This is a genomic window from Halomonas sp. TA22 (assembly GCF_013009075.1).
Classification (GTDB): Bacteria; Pseudomonadota; Gammaproteobacteria; order Pseudomonadales; family Halomonadaceae; genus TA22.
This window is the reverse complement of sequence record NZ_CP053108.1, coordinates 1,276,302-1,303,274: the sequence shown is the minus strand read 5'-3', so window position 1 is coordinate 1,303,274 and position 26,973 is coordinate 1,276,302. Positions and strand designations below refer to the sequence as shown.

At 62.7% G+C, this 26,973-nt stretch carries 22 protein-coding genes; 6 read left to right on the top strand and 16 right to left on the bottom strand.

The features are described from left to right. Window positions 1-83: 83 nt before the first annotated feature. Together HJD22_RS06040 and topA are read right to left on the bottom strand one after the other, a co-directional pair. Window positions 84-551, bottom strand: coding sequence for a DUF6586 family protein (locus tag HJD22_RS06040; protein WP_208653844.1), 468 nt, complete (start codon window positions 549-551; stop codon window positions 84-86). Next, complete coding sequence (topA, locus tag HJD22_RS06035; protein WP_208653843.1) at window positions 548-3,199, bottom strand: type I DNA topoisomerase; 2,652 nt, start codon at window positions 3,197-3,199, stop codon at window positions 548-550. The genes HJD22_RS06040 and topA overlap by 4 nt, the downstream gene beginning before the upstream one ends. A 373-nt stretch (window positions 3,200-3,572) precedes the next feature. Here topA and pyk point away from each other — a divergent pair, with 373 nt between their 5' ends. Continuing rightward, window positions 3,573-5,030: a pyruvate kinase gene (pyk, locus tag HJD22_RS06030; protein ID WP_208653842.1), complete on the top strand. Its 1,458-nt coding sequence runs from the start codon at window positions 3,573-3,575 to the stop codon at window positions 5,028-5,030. A gap of 68 nt (window positions 5,031-5,098) precedes the next feature. On the opposite strand, the gene HJD22_RS06025 is transcribed toward pyk, so the two are convergent. The 3 genes from HJD22_RS06025 to HJD22_RS06015 form a co-directional block, all read right to left on the bottom strand. After that, the gene (locus HJD22_RS06025; RefSeq protein WP_208653841.1) at window positions 5,099-7,501 is read right to left on the bottom strand and encodes a DUF3141 domain-containing protein; all 2,403 of its coding nucleotides are present in this window, start codon (window positions 7,499-7,501) and stop codon (window positions 5,099-5,101) included. A 115-nt stretch (window positions 7,502-7,616) separates the two neighbouring features. Next, window positions 7,617-9,434 carry a sodium-extruding oxaloacetate decarboxylase subunit alpha gene (gene oadA, locus HJD22_RS06020; protein WP_208653840.1) on the bottom strand — a complete coding sequence of 606 codons (1,818 nt, stop codon included), beginning with the start codon at window positions 9,432-9,434 and terminating at the stop codon, window positions 7,617-7,619. Between the two features lie 12 nt (window positions 9,435-9,446). Beyond that, window positions 9,447-10,856, bottom strand: coding sequence for a biotin carboxylase N-terminal domain-containing protein (locus HJD22_RS06015; RefSeq protein ID WP_208653839.1), 1,410 nt, complete (start codon window positions 10,854-10,856; stop codon window positions 9,447-9,449). Between the two features lie 75 nt (window positions 10,857-10,931). Between HJD22_RS06015 and HJD22_RS06010 the strand changes: the two genes are divergently transcribed. Beyond that, window positions 10,932-11,927, top strand: coding sequence for a LysR family transcriptional regulator (locus HJD22_RS06010; protein WP_208653838.1), 996 nt, complete (start codon window positions 10,932-10,934; stop codon window positions 11,925-11,927). Between the two features lie 87 nt (window positions 11,928-12,014). After that, complete coding sequence (lipA, locus tag HJD22_RS06005) at window positions 12,015-13,067, top strand: lipoyl synthase (RefSeq protein ID WP_208653837.1); 1,053 nt, start codon at window positions 12,015-12,017, stop codon at window positions 13,065-13,067. Here the strand turns inward: lipA and lipB are convergent. From lipB to HJD22_RS05950, 11 genes are all read right to left on the bottom strand, one after another. Next, window positions 13,054-13,749, bottom strand: a complete 696-nt coding sequence (gene lipB / locus HJD22_RS06000; protein ID WP_208653836.1) for a lipoyl(octanoyl) transferase LipB — start codon at window positions 13,747-13,749, stop codon at window positions 13,054-13,056. The two genes, lipA and lipB, sit on opposite strands and share 14 nt — an antisense overlap. A gap of 60 nt (window positions 13,750-13,809) precedes the next feature. Beyond that, on the bottom strand, window positions 13,810-14,121 hold the full coding sequence (locus HJD22_RS05995) for a YbeD family protein (RefSeq protein WP_208653835.1): 312 nt from the start codon (window positions 14,119-14,121) through the stop codon (window positions 13,810-13,812). A gap of 102 nt (window positions 14,122-14,223) precedes the next feature. Continuing rightward, window positions 14,224-15,432 (bottom strand): D-alanyl-D-alanine carboxypeptidase family protein, encoded by a 1,209-nt coding sequence (locus tag HJD22_RS05990; protein WP_208653834.1) that lies wholly within the window; start codon window positions 15,430-15,432, stop codon window positions 14,224-14,226. 80 nt (window positions 15,433-15,512) lie between these two features. Then, on the bottom strand, window positions 15,513-16,481 hold the full coding sequence (locus HJD22_RS05985; RefSeq protein WP_208653833.1) for a septal ring lytic transglycosylase RlpA family protein: 969 nt from the start codon (window positions 16,479-16,481) through the stop codon (window positions 15,513-15,515). Continuing rightward, complete coding sequence (gene mltB / locus HJD22_RS05980) at window positions 16,478-17,509, bottom strand: lytic murein transglycosylase B (RefSeq protein ID WP_208656711.1); 1,032 nt, start codon at window positions 17,507-17,509, stop codon at window positions 16,478-16,480. Before mltB ends, HJD22_RS05985 begins: the two co-directional genes overlap by 4 nt. A gap of 122 nt (window positions 17,510-17,631) precedes the next feature. Next, complete coding sequence (gene rodA, locus HJD22_RS05975) at window positions 17,632-18,792, bottom strand: rod shape-determining protein RodA (protein WP_208653832.1); 1,161 nt, start codon at window positions 18,790-18,792, stop codon at window positions 17,632-17,634. Between the two features lie 3 nt (window positions 18,793-18,795). Beyond that, a complete protein-coding gene (mrdA, locus tag HJD22_RS05970) occupies window positions 18,796-20,703 on the bottom strand; it encodes a penicillin-binding protein 2 (protein ID WP_208653831.1) in 1,908 nt (635 codons plus the stop codon). A gap of 107 nt (window positions 20,704-20,810) precedes the next feature. Then, the gene (gene rlmH, locus HJD22_RS05965) at window positions 20,811-21,278 is read right to left on the bottom strand and encodes a 23S rRNA (pseudouridine(1915)-N(3))-methyltransferase RlmH (RefSeq protein WP_208653830.1); all 468 of its coding nucleotides are present in this window, start codon (window positions 21,276-21,278) and stop codon (window positions 20,811-20,813) included. Beyond that, window positions 21,275-21,637 (bottom strand): ribosome silencing factor, encoded by a 363-nt coding sequence (gene rsfS, locus HJD22_RS05960; RefSeq protein ID WP_208653829.1) that lies wholly within the window; start codon window positions 21,635-21,637, stop codon window positions 21,275-21,277. The genes rlmH and rsfS overlap by 4 nt, the downstream gene beginning before the upstream one ends. A gap of 96 nt (window positions 21,638-21,733) precedes the next feature. Beyond that, complete coding sequence (gene nadD / locus HJD22_RS05955; RefSeq protein ID WP_208656710.1) at window positions 21,734-22,360, bottom strand: nicotinate-nucleotide adenylyltransferase; 627 nt, start codon at window positions 22,358-22,360, stop codon at window positions 21,734-21,736. A 37-nt stretch (window positions 22,361-22,397) separates the two neighbouring features. Then, window positions 22,398-23,681, bottom strand: a complete 1,284-nt coding sequence (locus tag HJD22_RS05950) for a glutamate-5-semialdehyde dehydrogenase (RefSeq protein WP_208653828.1) — start codon at window positions 23,679-23,681, stop codon at window positions 22,398-22,400. Window positions 23,682-23,769: 88 nt separating this feature from the next. On the opposite strand from HJD22_RS05950, the gene HJD22_RS05945 reads away from it, so the two are divergent. From HJD22_RS05945 to HJD22_RS05935, 3 genes are read left to right on the top strand one after another with little or no spacing between them, the layout of a single operon-like run. After that, a complete protein-coding gene (locus tag HJD22_RS05945) occupies window positions 23,770-24,633 on the top strand; it encodes a hypothetical protein (protein WP_208653827.1) in 864 nt (287 codons plus the stop codon). Next, on the top strand, window positions 24,626-25,570 hold the full coding sequence (locus HJD22_RS05940; RefSeq protein ID WP_208653826.1) for a diguanylate cyclase: 945 nt from the start codon (window positions 24,626-24,628) through the stop codon (window positions 25,568-25,570). The genes HJD22_RS05945 and HJD22_RS05940 overlap by 8 nt, the downstream gene beginning before the upstream one ends. Further along, window positions 25,567-26,973, top strand: coding sequence for a bifunctional DedA family/phosphatase PAP2 family protein (locus tag HJD22_RS05935; protein WP_208653825.1), 1,407 nt, complete (start codon window positions 25,567-25,569; stop codon window positions 26,971-26,973). Before HJD22_RS05940 ends, HJD22_RS05935 begins: the two co-directional genes overlap by 4 nt.

The window sequence follows — 26,973 nt, the reverse complement described above, 5'->3', positions numbered from 1 at the left end:
TAAGCAAGCAATAAAAAACGACCATGGTGCTCCATGGCCGTAGTCATCATTCCGCCAAGCGTATCATCGCCGGAGCAACCCCGTCACCACTCAACGCTGGTTTCGCGAAGATCATTGAGCTCTGCCTTGAATTGCGCGAGGCACCAGCGCAGCTCATCGCGAAGCGAGGGCTGCTCGGCGGTAGCGATGAGGCTGGTGGACGCCGCAGCCGGTCGGCGACGCGAGGCGCCCTCGACACTATGCAGCGCCTCGACATGGTTCAGTAGTACCGCAAGCCAGCTCTGCGGACTTCGAGCCTCTTCACGCAGTCGCTCGAGCTCGGCCAGAGACGGTGCCGCGTCTCCGAGCAGCAGTCGCCACTCATGGCGCGGCAGGCGAGCATGCTCGGTCAGCTCGCGCAGTGCGGCGTTGAGCGCAAGCTCTGCCAACGCCAACGCCCCCTCCTGGGCCCCCGCTCTACGGGCGTCGGCGTGCTCATCCGTCCCGCCATCGATATCCAGCAATAGTTCCGCCTGATAGAGCAGCTGGTTGGTTCGGCCTCTCGGGGTCACTTTCGCTTGTCCTCCACCTGCCACTTGCCATTCTCGAAAAGTGCGCGCCAGCCGCTCGCCTTACCCTCCTCCTCGGTCATGACGTACTGGCTCTTGGTCTTGCGCGAGAAGCGAATCTGCGACGGACGGCCATCGGGATCCTCGCTCGGCGCTTTGAGCAGGAAGTGATACTTCTCCGGCAGCGCCTCGGCATGCGCCTTGAGCTCGCGCACCAGCGGCGGGCGCGTTTCGCGATTCTTGGGGAACTGGCTGGCCGCCAGGAACAGCCCGCTGGCCCCGTCACGCAGCACGTAGTAATCGTCGACCTTCTGACACTTAAGCTCGGGCATCGGAATCGGATCGATCTTCGGGGGTGCCGCCTCGCCGCTTCTGAGCAGCTTGCGGGTGTTCTTGCACGTCTCGTTGGTACAGCCGAAATACTTGCCGAAGCGTCCGGTCTTGAGCTGCATTTCCGAGCCACACTTGTCGCACTCGAGAGTGGGGCCTTCATAGCCCTTGATCTTGAAGCGCCCCGTCTCGATCTCGTAGCCCGCGCAATCGGGACTGTTGCCGCAGATATGCAGCTTGCGCGTCTCATCGAGCAGGTAACTGTCCATGGCGGTACTGCACTTCGGACAGCGGTGCTTGGCACGCAGCGCCTCGGTCTCGGCCTCTTCGCCAGCATCGGCGGCGACCGCCTCTTCGCCAGGAATCAGATCGATGGTGGTCTTGCAGCGCTCCTTGGGCGGCAGGTTGTAACCGCTGCACCCCAGGAAGACGCCGGTGGAGGCGGTACGGATCTGCATCTTGCGCCCACAACTCGGACAGTCGATGTCGGTCGGCACCGGCTGGTTGGGACGCATCCCCTCCTCGCTCTCGGCAAGCTCGAGGGCGGCCCGGAACTCGGCATAGAAGCTGTCGAGCAGCTCTCGCCACTCACGGCTCCCCTCGGCCACTTCATCGAGGCTATCCTCCATCCGCGCGGTGAAGGAGTAGTCCATCAGATCGCCGAACGACTCCTTGAGCCGCTCGGTGACGATATCGCCGAGCTTCTCGGCATAGAAGCGCCGACTCTCGAGCTTGACGTAGCCACGGTCCTGAATCGTCGAGATGATCGACGCATAGGTGGAGGGCCTGCCGATCCCCCGCTTTTCAAGCTCCTTGACCAGGCTCGCCTCGGTAAAACGGGGCGGTGGCTTGGTGAAATGCTGCAAGGGCTCGAGGGACTCGAGACGCATCGGCGTGCCCTCGACGAGATCGGGGAGCGACTGATCCTCCTCCTTCTTCCCTGCGGGCTTCATGACGCGAGTATAGCCGTCGAACTTGAGCACACGCCCCTTGGCCTTGAGCTCGAAGCCCTGCACCTCGACCGTCAGGGTCGAGGAGAGGTACTCGGCCGGCGTCATCTGGCAGGCTACGAACTGGCGCCAGATCAACTCGTAGAGGCGCTCGGTGTCGCGCTCCATGCCAGCAAGGTCGGTGGCCTGCCTGGCCACGTCAGAGGGACGAATCGCCTCGTGGGCCTCCTGGGCTCCCTCCTTGCTGGAGTAGCGGTTGGGCGCCTCGGGCAGATAGCGACTGCCATACTCGCTGCTAATGTAATCGCGCACGCTCTCCACAGCATCCTTGGAAAGGTTGGTGGAGTCGGTACGCATGTAGGTAATATAACCCGCCTCATAGAGGCGCTGGGCGAGGGTCATGGTCTTTTTGACCGAGAACCCCAGCCGGCCACTGGCCGCCTGCTGCAGCGTGGAGGTAATAAAGGGGGCATTGGGCTTGGAGCGGGTCGGCTTGTCCTCGCGTGCGGTGATCGCGAGTGGCGCCTTGCGCAGCGCAGCGATTCGCTCGAGCGTCTCAGCCTCGGAGGTGGGGCGAAACGCTTTGCCCTCCTGGCGTACCAGCTCGAAGCGGATCGGATCGGTGTCTTTCGCCCCGTTGGTCACGTCCGCCGGCAGCAAGTCAGCATGGACGTCCCAGAACTCCTCGGGCACGAAGGCGCGGATCTCGCGCTCGCGCTCGACGATCAGGCGTACCGCCACCGACTGCACGCGGCCAGCGGAGAGGCCACGGGCAATCTTGCTCCACAGCAGCGGCGAGAGCATGAAGCCGACCACTCGGTCGAGGAATCGCCGCGCCTGCTGCGCCTCTACCCGCTCTATATTGAGTCTGCCGGGATCCTTGAAGGCCTCCTGGATGGCATTCTTGGTGATCTCGTTGAAGACCACGCGCTTGTAGCGCGCATCGTCGCCGCCAATGGTCTCCTGAAGGTGCCAGGCGATCGCCTCCCCTTCGCGATCCAAATCCGTCGCCAGGTAGACGGTATCTGCCTTGGCAGCGTACTTCTGAAGCTCCGAGACCACTTTCTCCTTGCCGGGGAGTATCTCGTAGTGCGCTTCCCAGCCATGCTCAGGGTCGATACCCATGCGTCGGATCAGCTGATCCCAAGCCTTGCGCCTCTTGTAGATCTCCTTGTCTTCCGGCGACATCTTGCGCGTCGCTGCTGCCTGCCGGGCACGCTCCTTTGGATCGGAGGCCGACTTGCCCGAGCCGCTGGTCGGCAGGTCACGAATATGACCCACGCTCGACTTCACGATGAAATCGTTGCCGAGATACTTGTTGATCGTCTTCGCCTTGGCCGGCGATTCGACGATGACCAGTGACTTCCCCATAGTGCTTCAATTTCCTTCTCGCTCGGACCCCATTGGCCCAGCCCGAGGTGCGAACACCCATCGTGGTCAACGGAAAAATGCGCCTACCCTACCCCAGCGCCCAATATCGCGCCAGCCCCGCCGACGCTTCTGCCTTTGGACACTAGACCGATCTTCCCGGTTGCGGCAAGCCTGGCAGCACTTAATACTCGTTTCATACCTTGTGCCGTTCTCTGCTCAAAGCGCACCGGGGATCCGCAGAGACTTGCTAAGCCGGGTGAGACATGGGATTTTTCATCCAACGGGAGTATGGTGTGCTCGATGTAGTAAAAACACTACATGACGAACCTATGCCGGCGGATCGCTCGCTGGCACAACCACTCGGGAGTCTCTAATGCCGAACGCCCTGCATGGTCCTATTCGCCGCACCAAGATCGTCGCCACCCTGGGTCCGGCCAGCGACCGCGAAGGTGTCCTGGAAGCCATGATCAAGGCGGGTGTCGATGTGGTCCGCCTGAACTTCTCTCATGGCTCGGCACAAGATCACCGTCGCCGCTTGAGCGAGGTCCGCGAGATCGCCGAGCGCCTGGGCAAGAGCGTGGCGGTGTTAGGCGACCTGCAAGGTCCCAAGATTCGCATTGCACGCTTTCGTGAGGGTTCCGTGGTCCTCAAGGAGGGTCAGTCCTTCACCCTCGATGCCGCCTTGGGGAGCGACGACGGCGATGGCGAACGTGTCGGTAGCGACTACAAGACCCTGGCCGAGGATGTCGTTGCCGGCGATGTCCTGCTGCTCGATGACGGTCGCCTGGTACTGAAGGTCGAGAAGGTCAACGCTCCCGAGGTACATACCCGCGTCGTGGTGGGCGGCAAGCTCTCCAACAACAAGGGCATCAACAAGCAGGGCGGCGGCCTCTCCGCCGCGGCGTTGACCGACAAGGACAAGGCGGACCTCAAGACCGCAATCGACATCGGGGTCGACTATCTGGCCGTCTCCTTTCCGCGTTCGGGTGCTGACATGCAGGAGGCGCGCGAGCTGCTTGGCGAGGCGGGCAAGGAGATAGGTCTCGTCGCCAAGGTCGAGCGGGCCGAGGCGGTCGTCGACGAGGCCACCCTGGACGGCATCATCCTCGCTTCAGAAGCCGTCATGGTGGCACGCGGCGATCTGGGCGTGGAGATTGGCGATGCCCAACTGATCGGCGTCCAGAAGCGCCTCATCCAGCGAGCGCGTACGCTGAACAGGGCGGTCATCACCGCCACCCAGATGATGGAGTCGATGATTCAGGCACCGCTGCCCACCCGCGCCGAGGTGTTCGATGTCGCCAATGCGGTACTCGACGGCACCGATGCGGTGATGCTCTCCGCCGAGACCGCCGCTGGAGCCTACCCGGTGGAGACCGTCGAGGCGATGAACCGGCTCTGCCTGGGCGCCGAACGCGAGCGCAGCACCCAGGAGTCGGGGCACCGCATGCACGAGGGATTCTCGAAGATCGACGAGACGGTCGCGCTCTCCGCCATGTACGCCGCCAACCACCTCACCGGAGTGGCTGCCATCGTCTGCATGACCGAGACGGGGCACACGCCGCTGATCGCTTCACGGATTCGCTCGGGCCTGCCCATCATCGGCCTGGCGCACAGCGCCATCGCCCAGCGGCGCATGGCGCTGTATCGCGGCGTGGTCTCGATCCCCTTCGACCCCAACAACATGAACCCCACCGAACTCAACCTGGCGGCGCTGAAGATATTGACCGAGCGTGGCATCGCCAAGCTGGGTGACTATGTGATCATCACGCGCGGAGATCACATGAACTCCCATGGGGGCACCAATACCATGAAGATCCTCGAAGTGAACTAGTCACCAGCATACGAGGAGCACACCAAGACAGCAGCGCCGACCCTAGAGCCGGCGCTGCTGTCTGGCGGTCAGTTATTATTGGAAGAGGGTGGCTTCTTGGAGTTGCGACGCTGCGACGCAGGCTTCTTGTCTTCCCTCTTGCTTGCAGGCTTCTGGCTTGCAGACTCCTTAATTACCGACTTGCTCACTGTCTTTTTGGAGGCCGCCGGCTTGGCAACCGCTGGTGCCGGCTTGGCCTCAGCCTTTGGCTTGGCAGCCTCCTTGGGCTCAGGTTCAGGCTCAGGCGCAGGGCGAGCGAGGTCGAACTGCTTGCGCACGACGGCCAATCGCTGATTCACCTCCTCCCCTGTCGGTCCGCTGGCCTGCACGACATGCTCGAGATGCCTGAAATGCTTATCGAGCTCTTCGTTGCTCAGCCCGGCCAGCAAGCCTGGTAGCGCATCCAGTGCTGCATCCCGATCCAGTTTGAGAATGGAGAACTGGTCACGTACCAGCTTCTTGAAGTCGGCTAGTTTGGAGGCCGGCTCCAGCTCGGCTCTCGATGCCTTGAGTCGGTTGAAATTACGCTCGTCGGTGGAAGGAGCGCCACCGAGCACGAAGATCAACGAGCGCATGACCGCTTCATGGCTACCGCCCTGGTCGATATGGGCCCGCAGCTCAGCCTGGCGACTGGCCACGTAGCGACGATGCTCCGGCTCGATGCCAGGACGGCGCCGCAGCGGTTGATCTTCCACGCCCAGCCCCACCATGGTCTGGAGCCAGGGCTGACCATAGAACGTAAGGAAGAGCCGTTCGGTCATGCTATCGCGCAGATCGCGATAGCTGTCGAGACTTGCCATGATCTGATCGGAGGCGACTCCCTCGAGACTACGCCAGGGATTGTCCTCGCCGACTTCATGCCGATCGGCAAGAATCATGTCGGCCAGCACCGGTACCGGCACCATCAGCGGATTGCGCTCGGAGTAAAGCTTGTAGGCCAGGCGAATGGGATGCATGCGCCGCATCCAGCGCGCAGCGGAGGGGGTAATGGTCGCCTGTAGCCAGGGCTGAACCAGCATCTGATAGATGCCTAGATTGATCTGGGAAACGCGCTGAACGGTCGCGAAGCGTCGATCGTCTGCCTCGCTGGGCTTGACGACTTCATCGAGGTCCTCAAGGGTGCGTGGCTGGAACTCCAGCAGGTAGTCACCATCGATATGGACGTCATCACCCTTGGCCGCCCGCTCGGTCACGGTCGTTTCATAAAGTCCCGGCGGCAGGACGTCTATATAGTCCATATTGGCCGTGAACTCGGTGTGCTCCTTACGCGAGACACTGCCCGAGACGAAGATTCCCAGGTGACCAGTGGTATCGTGTACGCAGTAAAGAATGGTCTGATCGTGGGCGATGATATCGTCGATATCGCCATACAGCTCTCTCACCCAACCCAGCGCTTGCGGCGGCGGCGTTATGTCATCGCCCTTGGAGCAGAACACCACGATCGGCGAACGAATGTTGCGCAGATCGATGCGCCGACCATCGTGGGTCGACAATTCAGCGGTGCTCAAGCGATTGCCGATGAAGAGATTGTCGACGATGTACTGAATCTCCTCCGCGCCGAGTACCACATGGCCACCCCACCAACGCTCGAACTGCAGGTAGCGCTGCGCCTCGGTATCGACATTGGCGTAGAGGCGATACTGCTTTCCCCACAAGGTATTGGCCGGATTGAGCTTCTCGAAGTTCTGGACCAGCCAGGCACCGTCGAAGAGCCCAGCGCCGAGATCGCCCGCAAGCGCGGTCATCCAGCTCCCACCGGTCATCCCTCCGCTATAACGCATCGGCGCCTTGCCGCGTTCGCCCGCCCAATAGGAGAGCGGCGCGCCCGCGATGAGGATCGGTCCAAAGCAGTCGGGCTCCAGGGCCGCGGCCATCATCAGCTGCCAGCCAGCCTGGCAATTACCCACCACCATGGGCTTTTCCGAGACATCGGGATGGCGTGCGATCACCTCTTTGAGAAAGGCGATCTCAGCCTCGGCCACATCCTCGACGGTCTGCCCCGGGACGGGGAATGGCAGAAACCCGATGAAGTAGCAGGGATGGCCGGCACGCAATGCCACACCGATTTCGCTATCGGGCTTGAAGCCGCCGATCCCGGGCCCATGGCCGGCACGCGGGTCAACCACCACGAAAGGACGCTCGAGGGGATCTATTTCAATCCCTTTTGGGGGAATGATGCGCATCAGCTCGTAATTGACGGGCCGCGGCAAGTCGCGACCATCCATCAGCACTTCGGACTCGAAACCCAATACGTTCGGCTTGGTCTGCTCCATGTGCTCGAGGTACTGGTTGCCGCGTTGACGCATCACATCGAGATAGAGCACGCTGCGCTCGACCCCGTCTCGCCAGTAGTCGAGCGAGACGCGGCCAATCCCGAGCGGATCGAATAGCGACAGGGCGGTATTCATCATAGAGGTCGTAGCCGGTAGCATGGAGTCACTCCCAGTCGGCAATGGTGTGGCGGCCTGCCGTCATGAGACAAGCAGTATGCTGCACTGCAATACAGCGTAGCCCATAGCGCCCACACTGTCATCTCATACTCGCGACTCAGGCGATCTCAACCAGCACTTCTCCAGGCATGACGCGATCGCCTCGCGACACATGGATCGCCATTACTCGGCCGCTCTGCCTCGCGTGGAGCTCGGTCTCCATCTTCATCGCCTCAGTCACCAGCACCGGCTGCCCTTCATCCACGAGTTCGCCCTCCTCGACCAGCACCTCGACGATGTTGCCCGGCATGGCAGTGGTTACATGGCCGGCCAGCGAGGCGCGAGCGCGACGACTCTGTGGCGTCACCGGATGGCGGTTGCGGGTCTCGAGCACGACCGCCTCCGGCATGCCGTCCAGGGTCATGTAGACCTGGCGTCGCCCACCGGTATCCTGCCCTACCCCCGTAATCTGCACCTCGTAGGACTCACCATGCACGTCGATGATGAATTCGGTGGGAGTGCCCTCGCGACTAGGTCGGTTCGCCTCATCCATCGAGGGTAACGGCTCGGGCTGCAGCGTACCGTCACGCCGGCCAAGCAGGAAGTCGCGGCCGATATCGGGAAACATGGCGAAGGTGAGGATATCCTCCTCACTGCCCGCCAGCCCACCGATTGCCTCGGTCAGCCTCGCCATCTCGGATTCGAGACGATCGGCCGGCCGTCCCTCCTCGACCGGCTGCCGGCCTATGGCACGCTGGCGCAAGCCCTTGTCGGTCGGCGCGGGGGGATGCCCATAACCTCCCATCAGGTAGCGCTTCACCTCATTGGTGATCACCTTGTAACGCTCACCAGTGAGCACATTGAGCACTGCCTGGGAGCCGACGATCTGGGAGGCCGGCGTGACCAGTGGTGGATAGCCGAGATCGGCACGCACCCGGGGAATCTCGTCGAACACTTCATGAATGCGCGACAGCGCATTCTGCTCCTTCAGCTGATTGGCCAGGTTGGACATCATGCCGCCCGGTACCTGGCTGATCTGCACCGAGACGTTCTCGCGAGTGTATTCGCTCTCGAAGGCGGCATACTTGCGGCGCACCTCGCGCAGCCTATCGCCGATCGCCTTGATCGCCTCCAGATCGAGGCCGGTGTCGAAGCCGGTACCCGCGAAGGCCGCCACCATCGCCTCGGTGGCGGGATGGCTGGTGCCGCCGGCAAAGGCCGAGCTGCAGGTATCGATGTGTCGACACCCCGCTTCGACTGCCTTGAGGTGACACTGAGAGGCGAGGCCGGAAGTGGCGTGAGCATGCAGGTGAATGGGCACTTCAACGGCCTCCACCAGGGCGGCGACCAACTCATGGGTGGCATAGGGAGTAAGCAGACCTGCCATGTCCTTGATGGCGATCGAATCGGCCCCCATGTCGACCAGCCGGCGGGCATCCGCTACATAGGTCTCGAGATCATGGACCGGGCTGACCGTATAGCACAATGCGCCCTGGGCGTGTCTGCCGACCGACTTGATGGCCGCCATGGAGGTTTCAAGATTGCGCATGTCGTTGAGCGAATCGAAGACCCGGAATATATCCACGCCGCTTTCGGCGGTTCGGGTCACGAAGCGCTTCACCACGTCATCGGCATAATGCCGATACCCCAGCAGGTTCTGCCCACGTAGCAGCGCCATCAAGGGCGTATTGGGCAACGCCTCTCGAAGCCGCCTCAAGCGCTCCCAGGGATCCTCCTTGAGAAAGCGCAGGCAGGCATCGAAGGTCGCCCCGCCCCACACCTCCAGGCTGTGAAAGCCGATGGCATCGAGCGCCTCGCAGACCGGCAGCATGTCATCCGTTCGCAAGCGGGTGGCGATCAGCGACTGATGACCATCTCGCAGCACCATCTCGCTGACCTTCACACGCGATCGTTCAGCATGGCTCAGAACATTCATGGCTCTCTCCAGTTACAGGCCGGCGTGCGCGGCAATGGCAGCGGCGATCACCAGCGCCACCTCATCGGGATTGCGTTTCACCGAGTAGTCGAGCAGCTCGGGGTGACGGGCCACGAAGTCGGTATCGAATCTCTTCTCGCGAAAGTCAGGGTGAAGCAGGATCGCTTCGTAATAGGGAGCGGAGGTCTTGATCCCCTGCAGGCGCATGTCATTGAGTGTTCGCACGCCGCGATTGAGCACCTCCTCCCATGTCATCCCCCAGACGATCAGCTTCAGGCACAGCGGACCGAAATGGGGCGGCAACAGGTAGCCGGTGTAGATCGCCGTGTCGGTGCGCACCCCTGGGCCTCCCGGTGAGTAGTAACGGGTGACGCGACCGAACGAGGGCAGGAAATCGTTGCGCGGGTCCTCGGCATTGATACGAAACTGCATGGCATAGCCATGCGGATGAATGTCCTCCTGGCGAAACGAGAGCTTGTGGCCATGACTGATGCGGATCTGTTCGCGGACGATATCGACCCCGGTGGTGGCCTCGGTAACGGTATGCTCCACCTCGATCCGCGTGCTCACCGCCAAGAAGTAGATCTCATTACCCTTAACCAGAAACTCGATGGTGCCGGCATTCTCGAGCGAGACCGCTTGCGCTGCACGTATCGCCAATCTACCGACATAGCTGCGCTGCTCCGGCGTCAGATGAGGGCTCGGAGCGATATCGATCAGCTTGCGATTGTGACGCTGGATCGAGCAGTCGCGCTCGAAGAGATGGATCACGCCTCCATGGCGGTCGGCAAGTACCTGCACTTCGATATGCAGCGATGCCTCCACGCACTTCTCCACATGAAGATCGGCACTGGTCAGGTCTGCATCATCCCCATTAGCACGCTGCCAGGCTCGGGCCAGCGATGCGGGCCCATCGCAGCGGCGTATGTGTTTCCCCGCGCTGCCGGAAGACTTCAACATCACCGGGTAGCCGATCGAAGCGGCAGTTGCCTGAGCCTGCTCCAGCTGGTCATGCGAGTGCTGAGATCCCGCGATCACCGGAATGCCGGCCCGACGCATGTAGTCTCGCGCCACGCTCCTGTCACTCATGGCGGCAATGACATCCGGGCCCGGACCGATGAAGGCGATCCCCGCTTGGGAGCATAGACGCGAAAGATCAGCGCTCTCGGCCAAAAAACCATAGCCCGGATGAATCGCATCGCAGCCCGTCTCCCGCGCCAGATCCACCAGACGCTGGGCATCGAGATAACCCGCAAGAGGATCGTCGCCAACGAAATAGGCTTCGTCGGCTCGCTTGACGTGCAGCGCAAAGCGGTCCGCCTCGGTATAGATTGCGACTGAACGTATGCCCATTTCGGCACAGGCCCGTTCAATACGGACGGCGATCTCACCGCGGTTAGCGATCAGCAGTTTCTGAAACACGGGCGACCCAACCATGGATAATTGATAGTATTCCGTCATTCTAACAGGCACGACTTACACCGGCGGGCCCCTTCAATGACGCGAACCAGTCTGCTCAATCGCCTGACCTTTCGTCAGTTGCAGGTCTTCCAGGCCGTTCATCGTCAACAATCCTACTCTCGAGCGGCGGAGCAACTCGGCTTGACACAGCCCGCCGTGAGTGCGCAGATTCGGCAGCTCGAGCAGGCACTGGAGCAGCCACTATTCAAGTATGCCGGCAAGACGCTTCATGTGCTGCCGGCGGCGGACGCGTTGGCCGCTTCGGTACAGTCTATCTTCGGCCAAGTCTCGAGTCTTCAGATGGAGCTGTCGGAAATCGCCGGCTCCATTCGCGGCGAGCTCAACCTGGCTGCCGTCTCCACGGCGCAGTACGTGGTGCCCTATATCCTGGCGAGGTTTCGCGCCCGTTATCCCGAGGTGGCCATACGCCTGAGGGTGTGCAATCGCAGCCAGGCGCTGGAGCGACTGGCGGAGCGTCGCGACGACCTGGTGATCATGGGCATGGTGCCAGACGATGCCAGCCTCGCCTTCATGCCGATCCTCGATAATGAGTTGATTCCAGTGGTCTGGCCAGGCCATCCCCTGCTTGGGGTCGCCGCTCCGACCCTGGAGGATTTCGCGCACCACTACGTGCTGGTGCGTGAGCCAGGATCGGGCACACGAACCGCCTTCGAGGAGTTCGCCTCCCGCGAGCGGGTATCGCTGCCCCACACCATTGAGCTTGGGACCAACGAGGCCATCAAGCAGGGGGTGATGGCCCACCTTGGCGTGGCGATCCTGCCGCGCCTGTCGGTGCAGCTCGAGCTCGACGCTGGCCTGCTGGCCTCGCCCCGGCTGCCGGGCTTCCCGCTGCGGCGCTCCTGGTGCACCGTCTATCCACAGGAGCGCCAGCCATCACCGATCACCGAACTCTTCTTACGCTTCGTCCGCGAGCTGCTGCCACAGCTCAATGCGCACTTCAGTGCGCCGCTGGAACCACGCCCGGGTCACAACGTGGTCTGCCTACCCATGGCAAATGGCCACGGCAGCTGATGTGGCAGTGGCGTTATGCTAAAATCGAGCGGCAAAGACGCGCCGAGTAGGCAGCCCCAGCCGCCGAGTAGAGAGCCTCGAACCGATATGAGTGACAAGCCTTCGCAGTCCGTATCCAGCGGTGAAAAATACCGCAATGAGCACGGCATGACCGTGATCAAGGATGGCATGAAGCAGCGCAAGCAGGCCGAGGAGAGTGCCTCCAACGGCCGCAAGCCACCCTGGCTGCGCGTACAGATCGCCGGGGGCGAGCGCTTCGAAGCGGTACGGCGCAACGTCAATACGCATCGCTTGAGCACCGTCTGCGCCGAATCCCATTGCCCCAACATGGGTGAATGCTGGAGCAACGGCACCGCCACCATCATGCTGATGGGTTCGGTATGCACTCGCGCCTGTCGCTTCTGTGCCGTGGATACCGGCAATCCCAAGGGCTGGCTCGACCTGGAAGAACCGGAAAACACCGCCAAGTCTGTCGAGTTGATGGCGCTGCGCTACATCGTGCTGACCTCGGTGGACCGCGACGACCTCGAGGATGGTGGCGCCGGTCATTACGCGGCCTGCATTCGCGCCATCAAGACCCGCACGCCCGAGGTCGTGGTGGAAGCATTGACGCCGGATTTCGATGGCAGGCTCGAGGCCGTGGAGAGCGTGGTCGATTCCGGCCTGGAGGTCTTTGCCCAGAACGTCGAAACCGTCGAGCGGCTGACCGCACGGGTACGTGACCCGCGTGCCGGTTACCGCAAGACGCTCGATGTGCTGGCCCACGCCAAGCGCCATCGCCCTAACATCCTGACCAAGACCAGCCTGATGCTGGGTCTTGGCGAAACGGATGAGGAGATACTCGCCACCATGGACGATCTGCGTGAGATCGGCGTCGATATCCTTACCCTTGGCCAGTATCTGCGCCCCACCAAGAATCATCTGCAAGTGGAGCGCTGGGTCACTCCGGCGGAGTTCGAACGCTACCGCCAGCTGGGACTCACCAAGGGCTTCATGGAGGTTGCGTCAGGCCCCCTGGTACGCTCGAGCTATCGCGCCGATCGGGTATTCGAGAAGAACAACCTGGGCCTAGCGGCACCCGCCGAGGTACCCGGTCAGCCAATGGATGAGGGGCTCATCCCCATCGTCAACGTGGGCTGATGCCCTGTGCCAGGCAGTGCTCCGGCAATTCGCCGGGGGCTGCCGCCTCGACGCTACGCTCGAGAATGCTGGCTAGATGGGCAACAGCGCTTGATGCTACCTCCTCCAGAGAGGGCGGTATCGCCGTCAGATCGGCCAGCTGAGTCATCTGCAGTCCCGCATAGCCGCACGGATTGATACGCGTAAACGGCGACAACTCCATGTCCAGATTGAGCGCCACGCCATGAAAGCTACAACCGCGGCGAATGCGCAGCCCCAGCGAGGCGATCTTGGCCTCACCGACATACACTCCCGGGGCATCCGGCCGCGCATGTGCTTCGATCCCCTGCTCGGCCAGTACATCGATCACCGTCTGCTCCAGCGCACTGACCAGATCGCGCACACCGAGTCTTGCCCGCCGCACATCGATCAAGGGGTAGAGCACCAGCTGTCCGGGACCGTGATAGGTGATCTGCCCGCCACGATCGGTCTGCACCACCGGGATGTCACCAGGCAGCAATAGGTGCTCGGGCTTGCCAGCCTGCCCCTGGGTGAATACCGGATCATGCTCCACGACCCAGATCTGGTCCTGCGTGTCACCATCGCGACTGTCGGTGAGCCCACGCATGGCCTGCCACACCGGCAAGTAGGGCTGGCGACCAAGCAGGAACACCTTGACGGGTCGCGATAGGATTTCGCTCATGTCACATGATCGCTCTTTACAAGATCACTCTGATCGAAGAGTTCAAGACACACAGGTCCGTTAAAGCACCATGTGCACGCGGCCAGTCGACTTGAGCTCGGCGAATAGCGCTTCCAGCTGAGGCTGGCCCGTGGCGACGATGGTCACGCGCACTGACTGAAACTTGCCGTTACGGCTATCGACCACGCTCAGGGTGGTGCGGTCGAACCCCGGCGCGTGGCTCTCCACTACGTCGGCGACGACGAGATGAAAATCGTCGGCGGCATCGCCGACGATCTTGAGGGGGTAATCGCAAGGAAACTCGAGCTTGGCCCCTTTCGTCACGGCCTGAGGCGTCTCGAGGCGCAGGTCGCGCAAGGATTTGTCACTCATGGGGAATACTCAGCAGCATATTTCCTACTATTTTACTCAACCAATGGCCTCTTACCAAGGGCATGGGGCTCATCCGCAGCGAGCCCCTCCCCGATAGAACAATCAGCCGAACAAGCCACTGATGAACTGACGTACCATATCGATCAGACGCTTGAATATGCCGCCCTGCTCGACGCTCTCCAGCGCGATCAGCGGACGCTCGCCGAGCACCTCATCGCCCATGCGGATCTCCAGCGTACCGACACGCTCTCCCGCCTGGATCGGCGCGATGATCGACTCCTGCAGGTTGAGGCGCGCGGTCAGCTCGTCGCTGCGACCGCGCGGTACCGTCATGCGCACGTCATGGTCGACGCCGACACGCAGTTCGTTGCTCTCTCCGCCCCAGATACGTGGCGTATTGAGCACAGCGCCCTGCTCGTAGAGCGGCAGCGTCTCGAAATAGCGGAAACCATAGCTGAACAGCTTCTGCGTCTCCTGAGCGCGAGCCTCCTCGGAAGCCGTGCCCATCACCACGGAAATCAGGCGCATGCCGTCGCGCTTGGCCGAGGCGACAAGGCAGTATCCCGCCTCATTGGTGTGGCCGGTCTTCAGACCGTCGACGGTCGCGTCACGCCACAGCAGGCGGTTGCGGTTGGGCTGGCGAATGTCGTTATAGGTGAACTCCTTCTGCGCATAGATGGCGTAGTGCTCCGGGTAATCGTTGATGATGTACTGGGAGAGAATCGCCATATCACGCGCCGAGGAGTAGTGTTCGGGGTCCGGCAGTCCCGTGGCATTGACGAAATGGGTATTGTGCAGGCCCAGCCGCATAGCGTGCTGATTCATCAGGTCGGAAAAGGGGGCTTCGCCACCCGCCAGGTGCTCGGCCACCGCCACACTTGCGTCATTTCCGGAGGAGATGATGATGCCGTAGAGCAGGTCCTGAATCGACACCGTGGTGCCTTCTTGGATGAACATCCGCGAACCACCGGTACGCCAGGCGTTCACGCTGACATTGACGCGATCCTCCATCGAGATATTGCCACGCCCAAGTTCATGCTCGACGAGATAGGCGGTCATCAATTTGGTCAAGCTGGCAGGAGGCAGGCGCTCATCGGCATTATGTTCGAGCAGTATCTCACCGCTGTCGGCATCCATGAGTATCCAGGAAGAAGCAGCCAGCTGCGGCGGGGCCGGAATCATGGTCTGGGGGCTTGGCACCGGTGTAGGCGCGGGCTGCGTCACCGCCGGGGCGCTGACGAGAGCCAGACAGACCAGCGACGCTGGCACCAGCAGGCGGCGAAGACAACGTGAAGCAAAAGAAACTTTCATGACACCATTTTCTCGCAGATGAATAGCTGGGAATGGAAAACGCTCTCAGCCCACTGCCTGGAGACGACAGTGAGCCGGGATCAGGGATTGTCGTTGACGACCACGGTCTGAGTAAAACCGGCGCGCCTAAGTTCATCGCGTAGCGGCTCGAGGTGGCTTGCATCGCGCACGGGGCCCACTTGCACGCGATGAATGGCGGCATCGCTGGTCACGCGTACCGGCTGGCTCAACTCCGACTGCAATTGCGCCTTCAGTGCCTCGGCGTTGGAAGACGAGCCCAGCGCCGCCACTTGCAGATAGACATGCCCGGCAGCACCGTTGCTTGCCGACGCGCCGGACGAAGCCGACGGAGCGCTGACGGCTACCTGACCGTTTGTCGAATGCCCCCCCTCCCGGCGACCGCCTTGGTCTCCCGAGGCCGCGTTCGAGGCCAGTTGCGTTGTGCTCGCGCCCTGCTGGCCATTCTGCCAGGCGACGGGGTCGATGGCTTCGACACGCACCCTGCCGGTGCCGTTGCCAAGAATGTCCAGACGTGACGCTGCCGCATAGGAGAGATCGATCTCTCGATCCTCATGAAAAGGCCCGCGGTCATTGACGCGCACGATCACCGAGCGACCGGTATCAACACTGGTGACGCGCGCGAAGCTAGGCAACGGCAGTGAACGATGCGCGGCCGTCATCTTGTACATGTCGTAGATTTCGCCATTGGCGGTACTGTAACCGTGAAACTTCTCCCCATACCAGGAGGCGATCCCCTGGTTCTGGTAGCCGGCCGCATCGGGAAGCACATGATAGGTCTTGCCCCACACCTCGTAGGTGGGCCGATTGCCGCCACGCGATAGCGGCTCGACCCGCGGAACGGCATCAGGCACGTTGGAGACATCCGGCGGCAGGTCGGGGTAGGCATCGCGATCCATCGAATAGCGCCCGCTCGCCGTGCTTGTCGCCGGCGTGGCAACGCCGGCCGACGAACGCTCATAGGAACCGCCACCGCCAGCACACCCCACAAGCAACAGCAGCGTACCCAACGAGACCCAGGTACGTATCATGTCGCTTCGCCCGGCCATTGCGTATCCTCGTAGTGAGCGCGTATCGCCTCGGCAAGCTCGGTGACGGCCATGGCATAGAGATGGCTATGGTTGTAGCGAGTGATCACATAGAAGTTGCGATGACCAAGACGGTAGTGGTAGCGCAGCTCACCCTCACCATTGCCGACATCGCTATCGAGCCGGTAGTCGAAGGCCAGCGGCATGACCTGGATCTCGTCCGTCATCTCGACGGCCGGCTCGATACCCTGAGCGATCAGCTCGCCAAGCTCGACATAGGGGGCGCGGGTAGCATTGAACTCGATCGAGTCCGGCAATGCATCCGGGCCACTGGCGTCGTCGACGATAGGCTCACCCGGCTGCCAGCCGTGCTCGGCGAAGTAGTTGCCGACACTGCCGATCGCATCGACCGGATTGGTCCAGAGATCGCGATGGCCATCGCCATCGAAATCGACCGCATAGGCACGGTAACTGGTAGGGATGAACTGGGGATAACCCATCGCACCGGCATAGGAGCCATTGAGCGTGCCGGGGTCGACCTCCTGCTCGCGGGCGATCTCAAGAAAGGCCGCAAGTTCGCCACGGAAGAACGTACCGCGGCTGGGATGGTGAAACGCCAGGGTCGAGAGCGAATCGATCACCCGATGGCGCCCGGTGAAGCGACCGTAACTGGTCTCGACACCGATGATCGCGGCAATGATCTCGGCAGGTACGCCATACTGCGCCTCGGCACGCTCGAAGGCATCGCGATGGGCCACGATGAATGCAGCTCCCCGCTCGATGCGCTCGGGCTGCAGGAATATCTCACGATACTCGTCCCAGCGCAGGCGCCGTTCGGCCGCACCCTCCATGGCATCCAGCACGCCCTGCTCGAAATTCGCCCCACGCATGGCCTGTTCCAGCCATTCGCGCTCGATACCCCGGTCGACAAGCTCATCGATCAGCACCGCGACACTCTCCTGATCGTCTGGATCGAATCGTGGCTCGGCGCCACCGGTAAGCGCAAACAGTGACAAACTCAGGCCAGTCATCAAGGCCAGTGCTCTCTTCCCTGAATTTCCGGGCAGCGTCATCGGTTGTAGCTCTCCTTGGTCATGCGCTCCTGGCACCTTATGAAGGGCAACCAGGCCTGCAACTGTCGAAACCACCGCTGCTATCGCGGCAGCAGACGCCGGTGGGCGTGAATGGACATGAGAATACCGAAACCGGCAAGCAAGGTCACGCTGGAGGTGCCCCCATAACTGACCAGCGGCAGCGGCACACCGACCACCGGCAATATCCCGCTGACCATGCCGACGTTGACGAAGACATAGATGAAGAAGGTCAGAATGATGCTGCCCGCCAGCAGGCGGCCGAAGGAGTCCTGAGCGGCATTGGCCAGCCACAACCCGCGGCTGACGATCATCAGGTAGAGTGTCAGCACGACGATCATGCCGATCAGCCCGAACTCCTCGCCAAGCACCGCGACGATGAAGTCGGTATGGCGCTCGGGCAGAAACTCCAGCTGCGACTGTGTCCCCTGCAGCCAGCCCTTCCCCAGCAGGCCGCCACTGCCAATGGCGGTGGTCGACTGGATGATGTTCCAGCCAGCCCCCAGCGGGTCGCTCTCGGGGTTGAGAAAAGTCAGGACCCGCTGTCGCTGATAGTTGTGCATGTTCAACCACAACAGCGGCAACGCCGCGCCGGCGGTCGCTCCCAAAAACAGGATGAAGCGCCACGACAAGCCGGCCAGCAGCACCACGAAAATAGCCGCGCATGTCACCAGCAGGGAGGTGCCGAGATCGGGCTGGCGGGCGATCAGCATGACCGGCAGCGCCATGATCAGTGCACAGACCAGCAGATCGGTCCACTTGGGAGGCAACTCGCGACGACTGAGGTAGGCTGCTACCATCATCGGCATGGTCAGCTTCATCAGCTCGGAAGGCTGGAAGCGTATCACGCCGGGTATTACCAGCCAGCGCTGGGCCCCCATCCCCATGTCACCAATCACCTCCACCGCCACCAGCATCGCCAGAGCGGCACCGTACAGCAACGGCGTCCAGCGCAGCAGCGTGGTGAGCGAGAGCTGTGCCAGCAGCACCATGGTGACCAGCGCGATACCGAAGCGGGTGACCTGGGCGATGACCATCTCCAGGCGCTGCCCACTGGCGCTGTAGAGCACCGCAAGCCCGGCCAGCATGAGCACCAACAGCATGGCCATCAGCCAGGGATCGATACGCAGGCGCATCCACAGGCTGCGCCTGCGCGCCATGCCGCTCTCTGGCGGGCGCACCGGACGGGCGCGCAGTGGGCGGGCGAGATCAATCAAGGCCATAGGTCAATTCCCCGCCACGCTACCGTTATCCTCTTCCATCGCCTCACGCAGCTCATCGACGTCCAACTCCTCGTCGCCAAGCAACCAGGCATCGGTCATGGCCCGCGCCAGATGGGCCGCATGGGTACTGCCGCCCCCCGCGTTCTCGACGATCACGGAGACGGCGATCTGCGGATTCTCGAGTGGTGCAAAGGCCATGAACAGGGCATGGTCGCGAAGTCGCTCCGCGAGCTCCTCGGCGTTGTATTTCTGATCCTGGCCAAGCGAGAAGACCTGGGCGGTGCCCGACTTGCCTCCCATGCGATACTGCAAGCCGACACCGGTACGCCGCGCCGTCCCCTCATGGCCGGTCAGCACCTTCTCGGCCCCCGAGAAGACCCGGTCCCACCACTGCTCATTGGTCAGTTCGATATTCTGCGGCGTATCGGGAAGCTCTGTGGGCAACGACCGGTCCCCCACGCTCTTTGCCAAGCGCGGCTTGGCCCACTGACCACGATTGGCCAACACGGCCGTGGCCGTGGCAAGCTGCAGCGGCGTGATCTGCCAGTACCCCTGGCCGATGCCCACCGAAATCGTCTCGCCCGGATACCAGGGCTGATTGAAACGCGCTCGCTTCCAATCCCGCGAGGGCATCAGGGCCCCGCTCTCGCCGAACACATCGTAGCCGACTCGCTGTCCGAAACCGAACTGGCTCATCTGATTGTGCAGCCTGTCGATACCCATTTCGTGAGCCAGCGTGTAGTAGTAGGTATTGTTGGATACCGCGATCGAGCGTTCCATGTCCACCCGGCCATGCCCCCAGCGCAGCCAGTTGCGGTAGCGTCGCGTGTCGTTGGGAAGCTGGAAGAAACCGGGGTCGTGGATCGTCCGTTCAGGAGTGATCATCCCCTCCGAGAGGCCTGCGATCGCCAGGAACGGCTTGATGGTGGAGCCGGGAGGATACTGGCCGCGAATCGCGCGATTGAACAGCGGCAGATCGATATCCTCCTGAAGCGCCCGGTAGGAAGCCACGTCGATGCCGGTCACGAAGCGGTTGCTGTCGAAACCGGGTGCCGACACCATGGCCAGGATCTCGCCAGTGGCGGGCTCGATGGCCACGATCGAGCCGCGACGCCCATCGAGCAACTCATAGGCCAGACGCTGCAGGCCCGCGTCGATGGTCAGGGTGAGATTCTGCCCCGGCACCGGGTCAGTGCGTCCCAGCTCACGCAATACCCTGCCCCGTGCATTGGTCTCGACCTTGCGCAACCCCGCCTGGCCATGCAGCTCATTCTCGTAGAAGCGCTCGACACCGGTCTTGCCGATGAAGTGAGTGCCGGCATAGTTGCCGGTATCCAGCGTCTGCAGCTCTTCGGCATTGATGCGTCCGACATACCCAAGTGCATGGGCCATCACCTCGGCATCGGGATAGTAGCGCAGCAGTTGCGCCTCGACTTCCACGCCAGGCAGGAGGTGACGATTGATCGCCAGTTGCGCAATCTGATCCTCATTGAGGTCGCTGATCAGCAGTGCCGGCTGGAATGGCCGTTGGCGCTGTCGAGAGCGCTCGCGAAAGGCCTCGACACCCTCTTCCGGTAGATCAAGCAGCTCGACGAGAAGCGTCAGCGTGGCATCGAGGTCCTCGACACGCTCGCGCACCATCATCAGGTTATAGGTGGGCCGATTCTCGGCCAGCAGCTCACCATTACGGTCGTAGATCAGGCCACGGTTAGGCGGCAGCGGCTCGACCCGTACCCGATTCTTCTCAGAGCGAGTAATGTAAACCTCGTGCTGGGTGACCTGCAGGTAGGCCAGGCGCCCCATCATCATCGCAGTCAATGAGACGACTATCAGGATGGCAAGCAGCGAGCGCACACGAAAGATGCGCACTTCCTGGCGGGTGTTCTTCAATACCTGGCGGCGATCACGCATGGCGCTGGCTCAAGACATTCATTGACATTCTCTACGGTGCACCGCAGCCAAGGCCCACGGCAATACTCGATGACGCGTCACTGCGCTCGCAGCCCTGGGAAGAGTGCTCAGCGGTGGTAAGGATGTCCCACCAGCAGCGTCCAGGCCCGATAGAGCTGCTCGGCGAGCACGATCCGCACAAGCGGGTGAGGCAGCGTCAGCGGTGACAGCGACCAGCGCTGGTCGGCACTGGCCGAGAGCGAGGGCTCCAGGCCGTCCGGACCGCCTACCAGCAGCGCGACGTCGCGGCCCTCGAGGCGCCAGGACTCAGCCTGGGTCGTCAGCTGCTCGGTACTCCAGGGATGGCCACCCACTTCAAGGGCCACCAGCCACTCGGTGCCCTTGAGCCGTTCGCGAATTCGCTCGCCCTCCTGGGCGATGGCGCGTGCCACATCGGCGTTCTTGCCCCTCGCGCCCGGGGCGATCTCGACGATCTCGAGGGCGAAGTCACGCGGCAGGCGCTTGCGGTACTCCTCCACTCCCCGCTCGACCCACTCCGGCATCTTGGTGCCCACCGCCATGAGCCTTAGCTTCACGCCCGCTCCCCGCGCACCTCGACATCGATGTCGCTGGGCAGGTCGGCCCATAGCCGCTCGAGATCGTAGAGGCGGCGAGTTTCGACCTGCATCACGTGCACCACCAGATCGCCAAGATCGACCAGCACCCACTCGGCCCCCGGCTGCCCCTCTACCCCCAACGGCTGAATGCCCTGGGCCTTGGCTTTCTCCACCACATTGTTGGCCATGGCCGCCACATGACGACTGGAGGTTCCACTGGCCACCAGCATGAGATCGGTCACGCTGGTCAGCTTGGAAACGTCCAGGATGGTGATGTCCTGCGCCTTGAGATCTTCCAGCGCTTCCACCACCAGGTTCTTGAGTGCGTCGATATGCATAACTCCTCTTGGGTAATCGATCCGTTCCTCGACATTCTACCTGCTTGGAAGTTCCAAAGCAGCGTACAGAGCAACAAGTTCGCACCCTGCAGGTAGCTAGCGTCGGTAGAGACGGCGAGACATGATACGCGCAAGCACCGCCTCAGGCAGCAGGTAGCGAACACTGTCGTCACTGGCAAGCCGTTGACGGATCGCGGTGGCGGAGATCGCCATACGGGTAGGCAGGGCCAGCCGCAACAGACGACCCGCTGGAGAAGCGAACAGCGCCTCGATTGTCTTGACCTCCCGGTCGGCCAGCAGTTCGATCAATTCGGCCCCGAGAGGTTCGTCATGGCCGGGCCTCTCGATGACCACCAGATGAGCCCGGGCGAAGAGCCCCTGAGGATCGCGCCAGGAGATGAGCTTGAGGAAGGCGTCGTAGCCCAGCGTCATGACCAGTCGCGCCTCCGGCCCCAGCTCGTGGCGCAGGCTTGCCAGGGTATCCACCGAATAGGATGGGCCGGGGCGGAGGAGTTCACGATCGTCGGCGACCAGCCCCGGCGTATCGCCGATACCGGCACGCAGCAACGCCAGCCGTTCATCGCTCGACACACCGGGCGCCGCCCGATGAGGAGGCAGGTGCGAAGGAATCATATGCACGCGATCCAGCGCCAGTGCCTCGCGCAACTCCAGTGCACTGCGCAGATGGCCCAGATGCACCGGATCGAAGGTGCCGCCAAACATCGCCACGCGAACGGGGCGATCGGCAGCACCATCGCGATCAGCCACGAACGTGACCGTCTCCCAGAACCACGTACTTGCGGGTGGTCAGGCCCTCAAGGCCAACCGGACCACGCGCATGCAGCTTGTCGGTGGAGATGCCGATCTCCGCCCCCAACCCATACTCGAAGCCGTCGGCGAAACGCGTCGAGGCATTGACGATCACCGAGCTAGAGTCGACCTCCGCCATGAAGCGCCGCGCCAGCGTATAGCTCTCGGTGACGATGGCGTCGGTATGATGCGAGCCGTAGCGCTCGATATGCGTCATTGCCTCATCGAGGCCATCGACTACGCGAATCGCCAGGATCGGCGCCAGGTACTCGGTCTGCCAATCCTCGACGCTTGCCGGCATGACGCTTGGTAGAATCTCGCGGGTGCGAGCGCAGCCGCGCAACTCGACTTCATGCTCGGCGTAGGCGCCAGCCAGTCTTGGTAACAGTTCGGATGCGATGGCGGCATCGAGCAGCAGCGTCTCCATGGTGTTGCAGGTGCCATACCGGTGTGTCTTGGCATTCACCGCGATGGCGAGCGCCTTGTCGAGGTCCGCCGTGGCGTCGATATAGACATGACAGATGCCATCGAGATGCTTGATCACCGGCACCTTCGCCTCGCGGGAGATTCGCTCGATCAGCGATTTTCCGCCTCGCGGAATGATCACATCGACATATTCCGGCATCGCGATCAGCCGCCCCACCGCGGCGCGATCGGTGGTGGCGACGACCTGCACCGCCCCCTCCGGAAGCCCCGCCTCGGCAAGCCCTGCCGCCAGGCACGCAGCGATGGCAGCATTGCTCTCGCGCGCCTCGGACCCCCCACGCAGGATGCAGGCATTCCCCGACTTGAGGCATAGGCTGGCGGCTTCCACGGTCACATTGGGGCGCGATTCGTAGATGATACCGATGACGCCGAGCGGCACGCGCATCTGGCCGACCTGAATGCCGCTGGGGCGCGAGCGCATGCCATCGATCTCCCCCACCGGATCAGGCAGGGCAGCGACCTGTTCGAGCCCCTCGATCATCGCATCGATACGCTTGTCATCGAGGGCGAGCCGGTCGAGCAGTGCCGCGTCCAGGCCGGCGTCGCGCCCACGTGCCAGATCGCGGGCGTTGGCCTCGAGCAGCGCCTGCCGCAAGGCTTCGAGTTGCCGCGCCGTGGCCAGCAAGGCAGCATTCTTTACCGCGGTCTCTTGACGACGCATGACAGCACTGGCAGACCGAGCAGCCTGGCCCAGCTGTATCATGTACGTCTCGACATCGCTAATGTGAGAAGTGAAATGTCGTGACATGCCCTAGACTGTCTCCTCGTAGTCGACCGGCTGATCGTTATAATGAGCCGCAGCATTCAAGGGCCAATGGTAAGCCACCAGGGAGAGCATGTACAAAGTCGGAAGCTTTCGTCTCGCCTTACTGATAGGCGCCGCGCTGCTCGCCATCATGATGCTGTACGTCGCCTCCGAGGTGACGCGGCCGCTGCTGATGGTTGCCGTGCTGTGGCTGGTCATCACCGCCGCTCTGTTTCACATGAGCTATCGCTGGCCCGCTCGCACGCCCTGGCAAATGGTTCCAAGCCTGCTGCTGGCGGGCCTGCTATGGGCCGACCCTCAAGGGTTCAGCATCTGGCTGTGGGCCTTTCCGCTATTGATGATGCTGCCACAACCCGGCTGGATGATCCTGCTCAACGTCATCCTGGGAGGCTTTGGCTGGTGGCAGATACAGGGGTCGCTCGAGCTGGAACAGGCCGCACTGGCCGGGCTGATTCTTACCGCCCTGATGGTGCTGGGGCTTGCCCGGGCCATGCTGCTACGCCCGCTTTGGCAGGACATGGGGCGGCGTTTGCGGCTGATTCCCGGCATGCGCCTGTGGTCGGCACGCCAGCTCAATCTCGACCTGAGTCGCGAAAGCGGCCGTAGCGATCGAGAAGAGGCCCACTCCGAGCTGTTGCTACTGCGCACCAGCCGCCAGCGCTGCTGGGCCATGGCCCGGCAATTGGGCAACACCACCGAACGATACGAGTCCTGCTACCGGCTCGATCGCAGCACTCTGGCGGTGCTGCTGCTGAGCCCCGATCCCCGTCATGCCGCCGAGCGAAGAAGCGCCATACTCGGTGCGCTCCAGGGTCCGCTCAAGGCGCGTGCCGTTTCGCTCGCCCAATCCTTCTCCCTCGCCGCGCAGTGCCGGGCCCTCGATCATCAGCGCGAGCCCCTGGTCGTGATCAAGGAAACCGCGCCTCATGCATGACGACAACACCCTCTGGCCATCGCGTCTGTTCGCACTCGTCTACCTGAGCGGAAGCCTGATGATGGCAGGTTATGCCGCCTGGCACTACCTGATGGGCGCCTACTCGCTGATACTGCTGCCGGTACTGCTGGCACTTCTCCTGCTGACCTCCGCTCTGCTGCAATACCTCAATCAACAAAGCCACCGCCTGTCGGCTTATCTGGTACTGGTCTGCTGTTACCTGATGATCGCCGTCGAGCTGTCCGACAGCGTAGGCGGCAACACCTTGTGGCTGGGGCTTCCCCCGGCGCTGGCATTGCTGATGCTGCCTCTTGCTCCGGCGATGCTGCTCAACCTTCTGCTCGCGCCGGTCTGGTTGCTGCTGCTCGATGACGGTCAGCTGCGTCCCGCTCTGGGCGTGGCCTACCTGGCCATCGTGATTCTCGGTGCCCTCGCCCCCTGGGAGCAGTTGCGCCAGCGCGTACTGTTCCGGGCCACCGCCCCGGATGATCCCGAGTGCAGCGCCTTGAACAGCGAAGCCATCACCGAGCGAATCGACAGCGAGGTAGCCCGTGCAGAGCTGCTCAAGCAGCGTTTGAGCATATTGCTGATCCACCTACCGCAGCTGGAGATGGCTCGCGAGCAGTTCGGCTCCCGGCTACGGTTGGCACTGCTGCAACGTTTCTGTGTAGTGGCGCTGCAGACATGTCGGGCACACGACAGTCTCGGCCGTGCCGGCCCGACGCTGTTCTGGCTTGTGCTCCCCGATACCGGCGAGAATGGAGCGTTGATGGTCCGCAATCGCCTTCTTACGGCGCTCGAGGCCACCGTGCTGGCCGAAACCGGCCCGCTGACCGCGCGTATCGGGGTGTGCTCTACCCACGCTGGTGAGAAATGGCATACCTTCGAGCAGCGCCTCCATGTCAAGGGCCTGGCACTGATGGAGACCCCAGCTTGAATATTGCCGACTGGCTCTATCAGCTGACCCCCTCACCCTCGCTGCTGCTGCTGATCGTGGCCCTGATCGCGCTGCTCGAGTGTCTAGCCGTGGTCGGCTTGATACTTCCGGGCGTGGTGCTGATGACGGCGGCAGCCTCGTTGGCCGGACATCAGGAGCTGAGCGCAGCCTGGGTCATTGCCGCCGCTTTCTTCGGCGCCCTCGCCGGCGACGGATTGAGCTTCGCCCTGGGCCATACCCAGCGCGAGCGAATTCCAAGGCTCTGGCCCTTCTACCGTCATCCCGAATGGCTTGCCCGCGGGGCACGCTTCTTCCAGCGCTACGGCACCCTGTCGGTGATATTTGCCCGCTTCGTCGGGCCGGTGCGCCCGATCATGCCGCTGATCGCCGGCATGCTGCACATGTCACCCTTGGCGTTTTTCTGGGCCTCGCTGCTCTCCGCCCTGCTCTGGGCACCCGCCTACGTGCTGCCCGGCTATCTGCTGGGCCGCACCTGGCAGCAATTGTTGAACATTCCGCCCGGCACCCAGCAGTGGCTGATCGCTCTCGGCGGCACCATCGCCCTACTCGCGCTAACTTTCTCCTGGCTGCGCCAACAGCTGGCGCGTGGGGGACGCGTGTATGCCTTCATGGCGAGGCTGGCGCGCGGCAAGCCCTGGCGGCGCCGGCTGTGGATGCGCCTGCGCAGCCGACGGCCGCGAGGCGAATTCCCGCTGGCCTCGCTACTGCTGCTGTTCGTCTCGCTGATCGCGCTATGCCTATGGACACTGCTGGTACTCGAGCATCAGGGGCCGCTGCCCATGGATCTGCAGATCCAGGCGCTGGTCGATGCCATCGAGCGGCCGTGGCTGAGTGGGGCCAGCGAATTCATGGCCAGACTCGGTGATACCTACGGCGCGCTCGCCCTTGTCCTGCCCTGGGGGTTATGGCTGCTATGGGCCCGCCATCTCGCAGCGTTCATCCACCTGGCTGCCGGTCTAGGCGGCATTGCCGTGGCCAATACGCTGTTCAAGCACTTGGCCGGGCGTGAGCGCCCCGGCACCCCCGACTACTTGATGGGCTCCATGGCCTACCCCAGCGCTCACACCTCCACGGCAGTGGTGCTCTACGGCCTGGCGGCCGCCTTCATCGCACAGGAGCTGCCGCCGCGCTGGCGCTTCTGGATCTACTGGCTTGCCATCCTGTTCGCCGTGCCCATGGCACTCTCGCGCCTGACGCTCGGCGTTCACTGGGCCAGCGATCTGATCGGCGGCGCGCTACTGGGCCTGGTGGCCTGCGCCCTGGTACGCGTCAGTTACCATCGCTTTGCTCATCGGGCGCTGTTGCCGACCCCATGGCCATGGCTTATCAGCGCTTCGCTCGTGCTGGTCGCGGCGCGCATGCTCTGGCTGCCGCCGATCTGA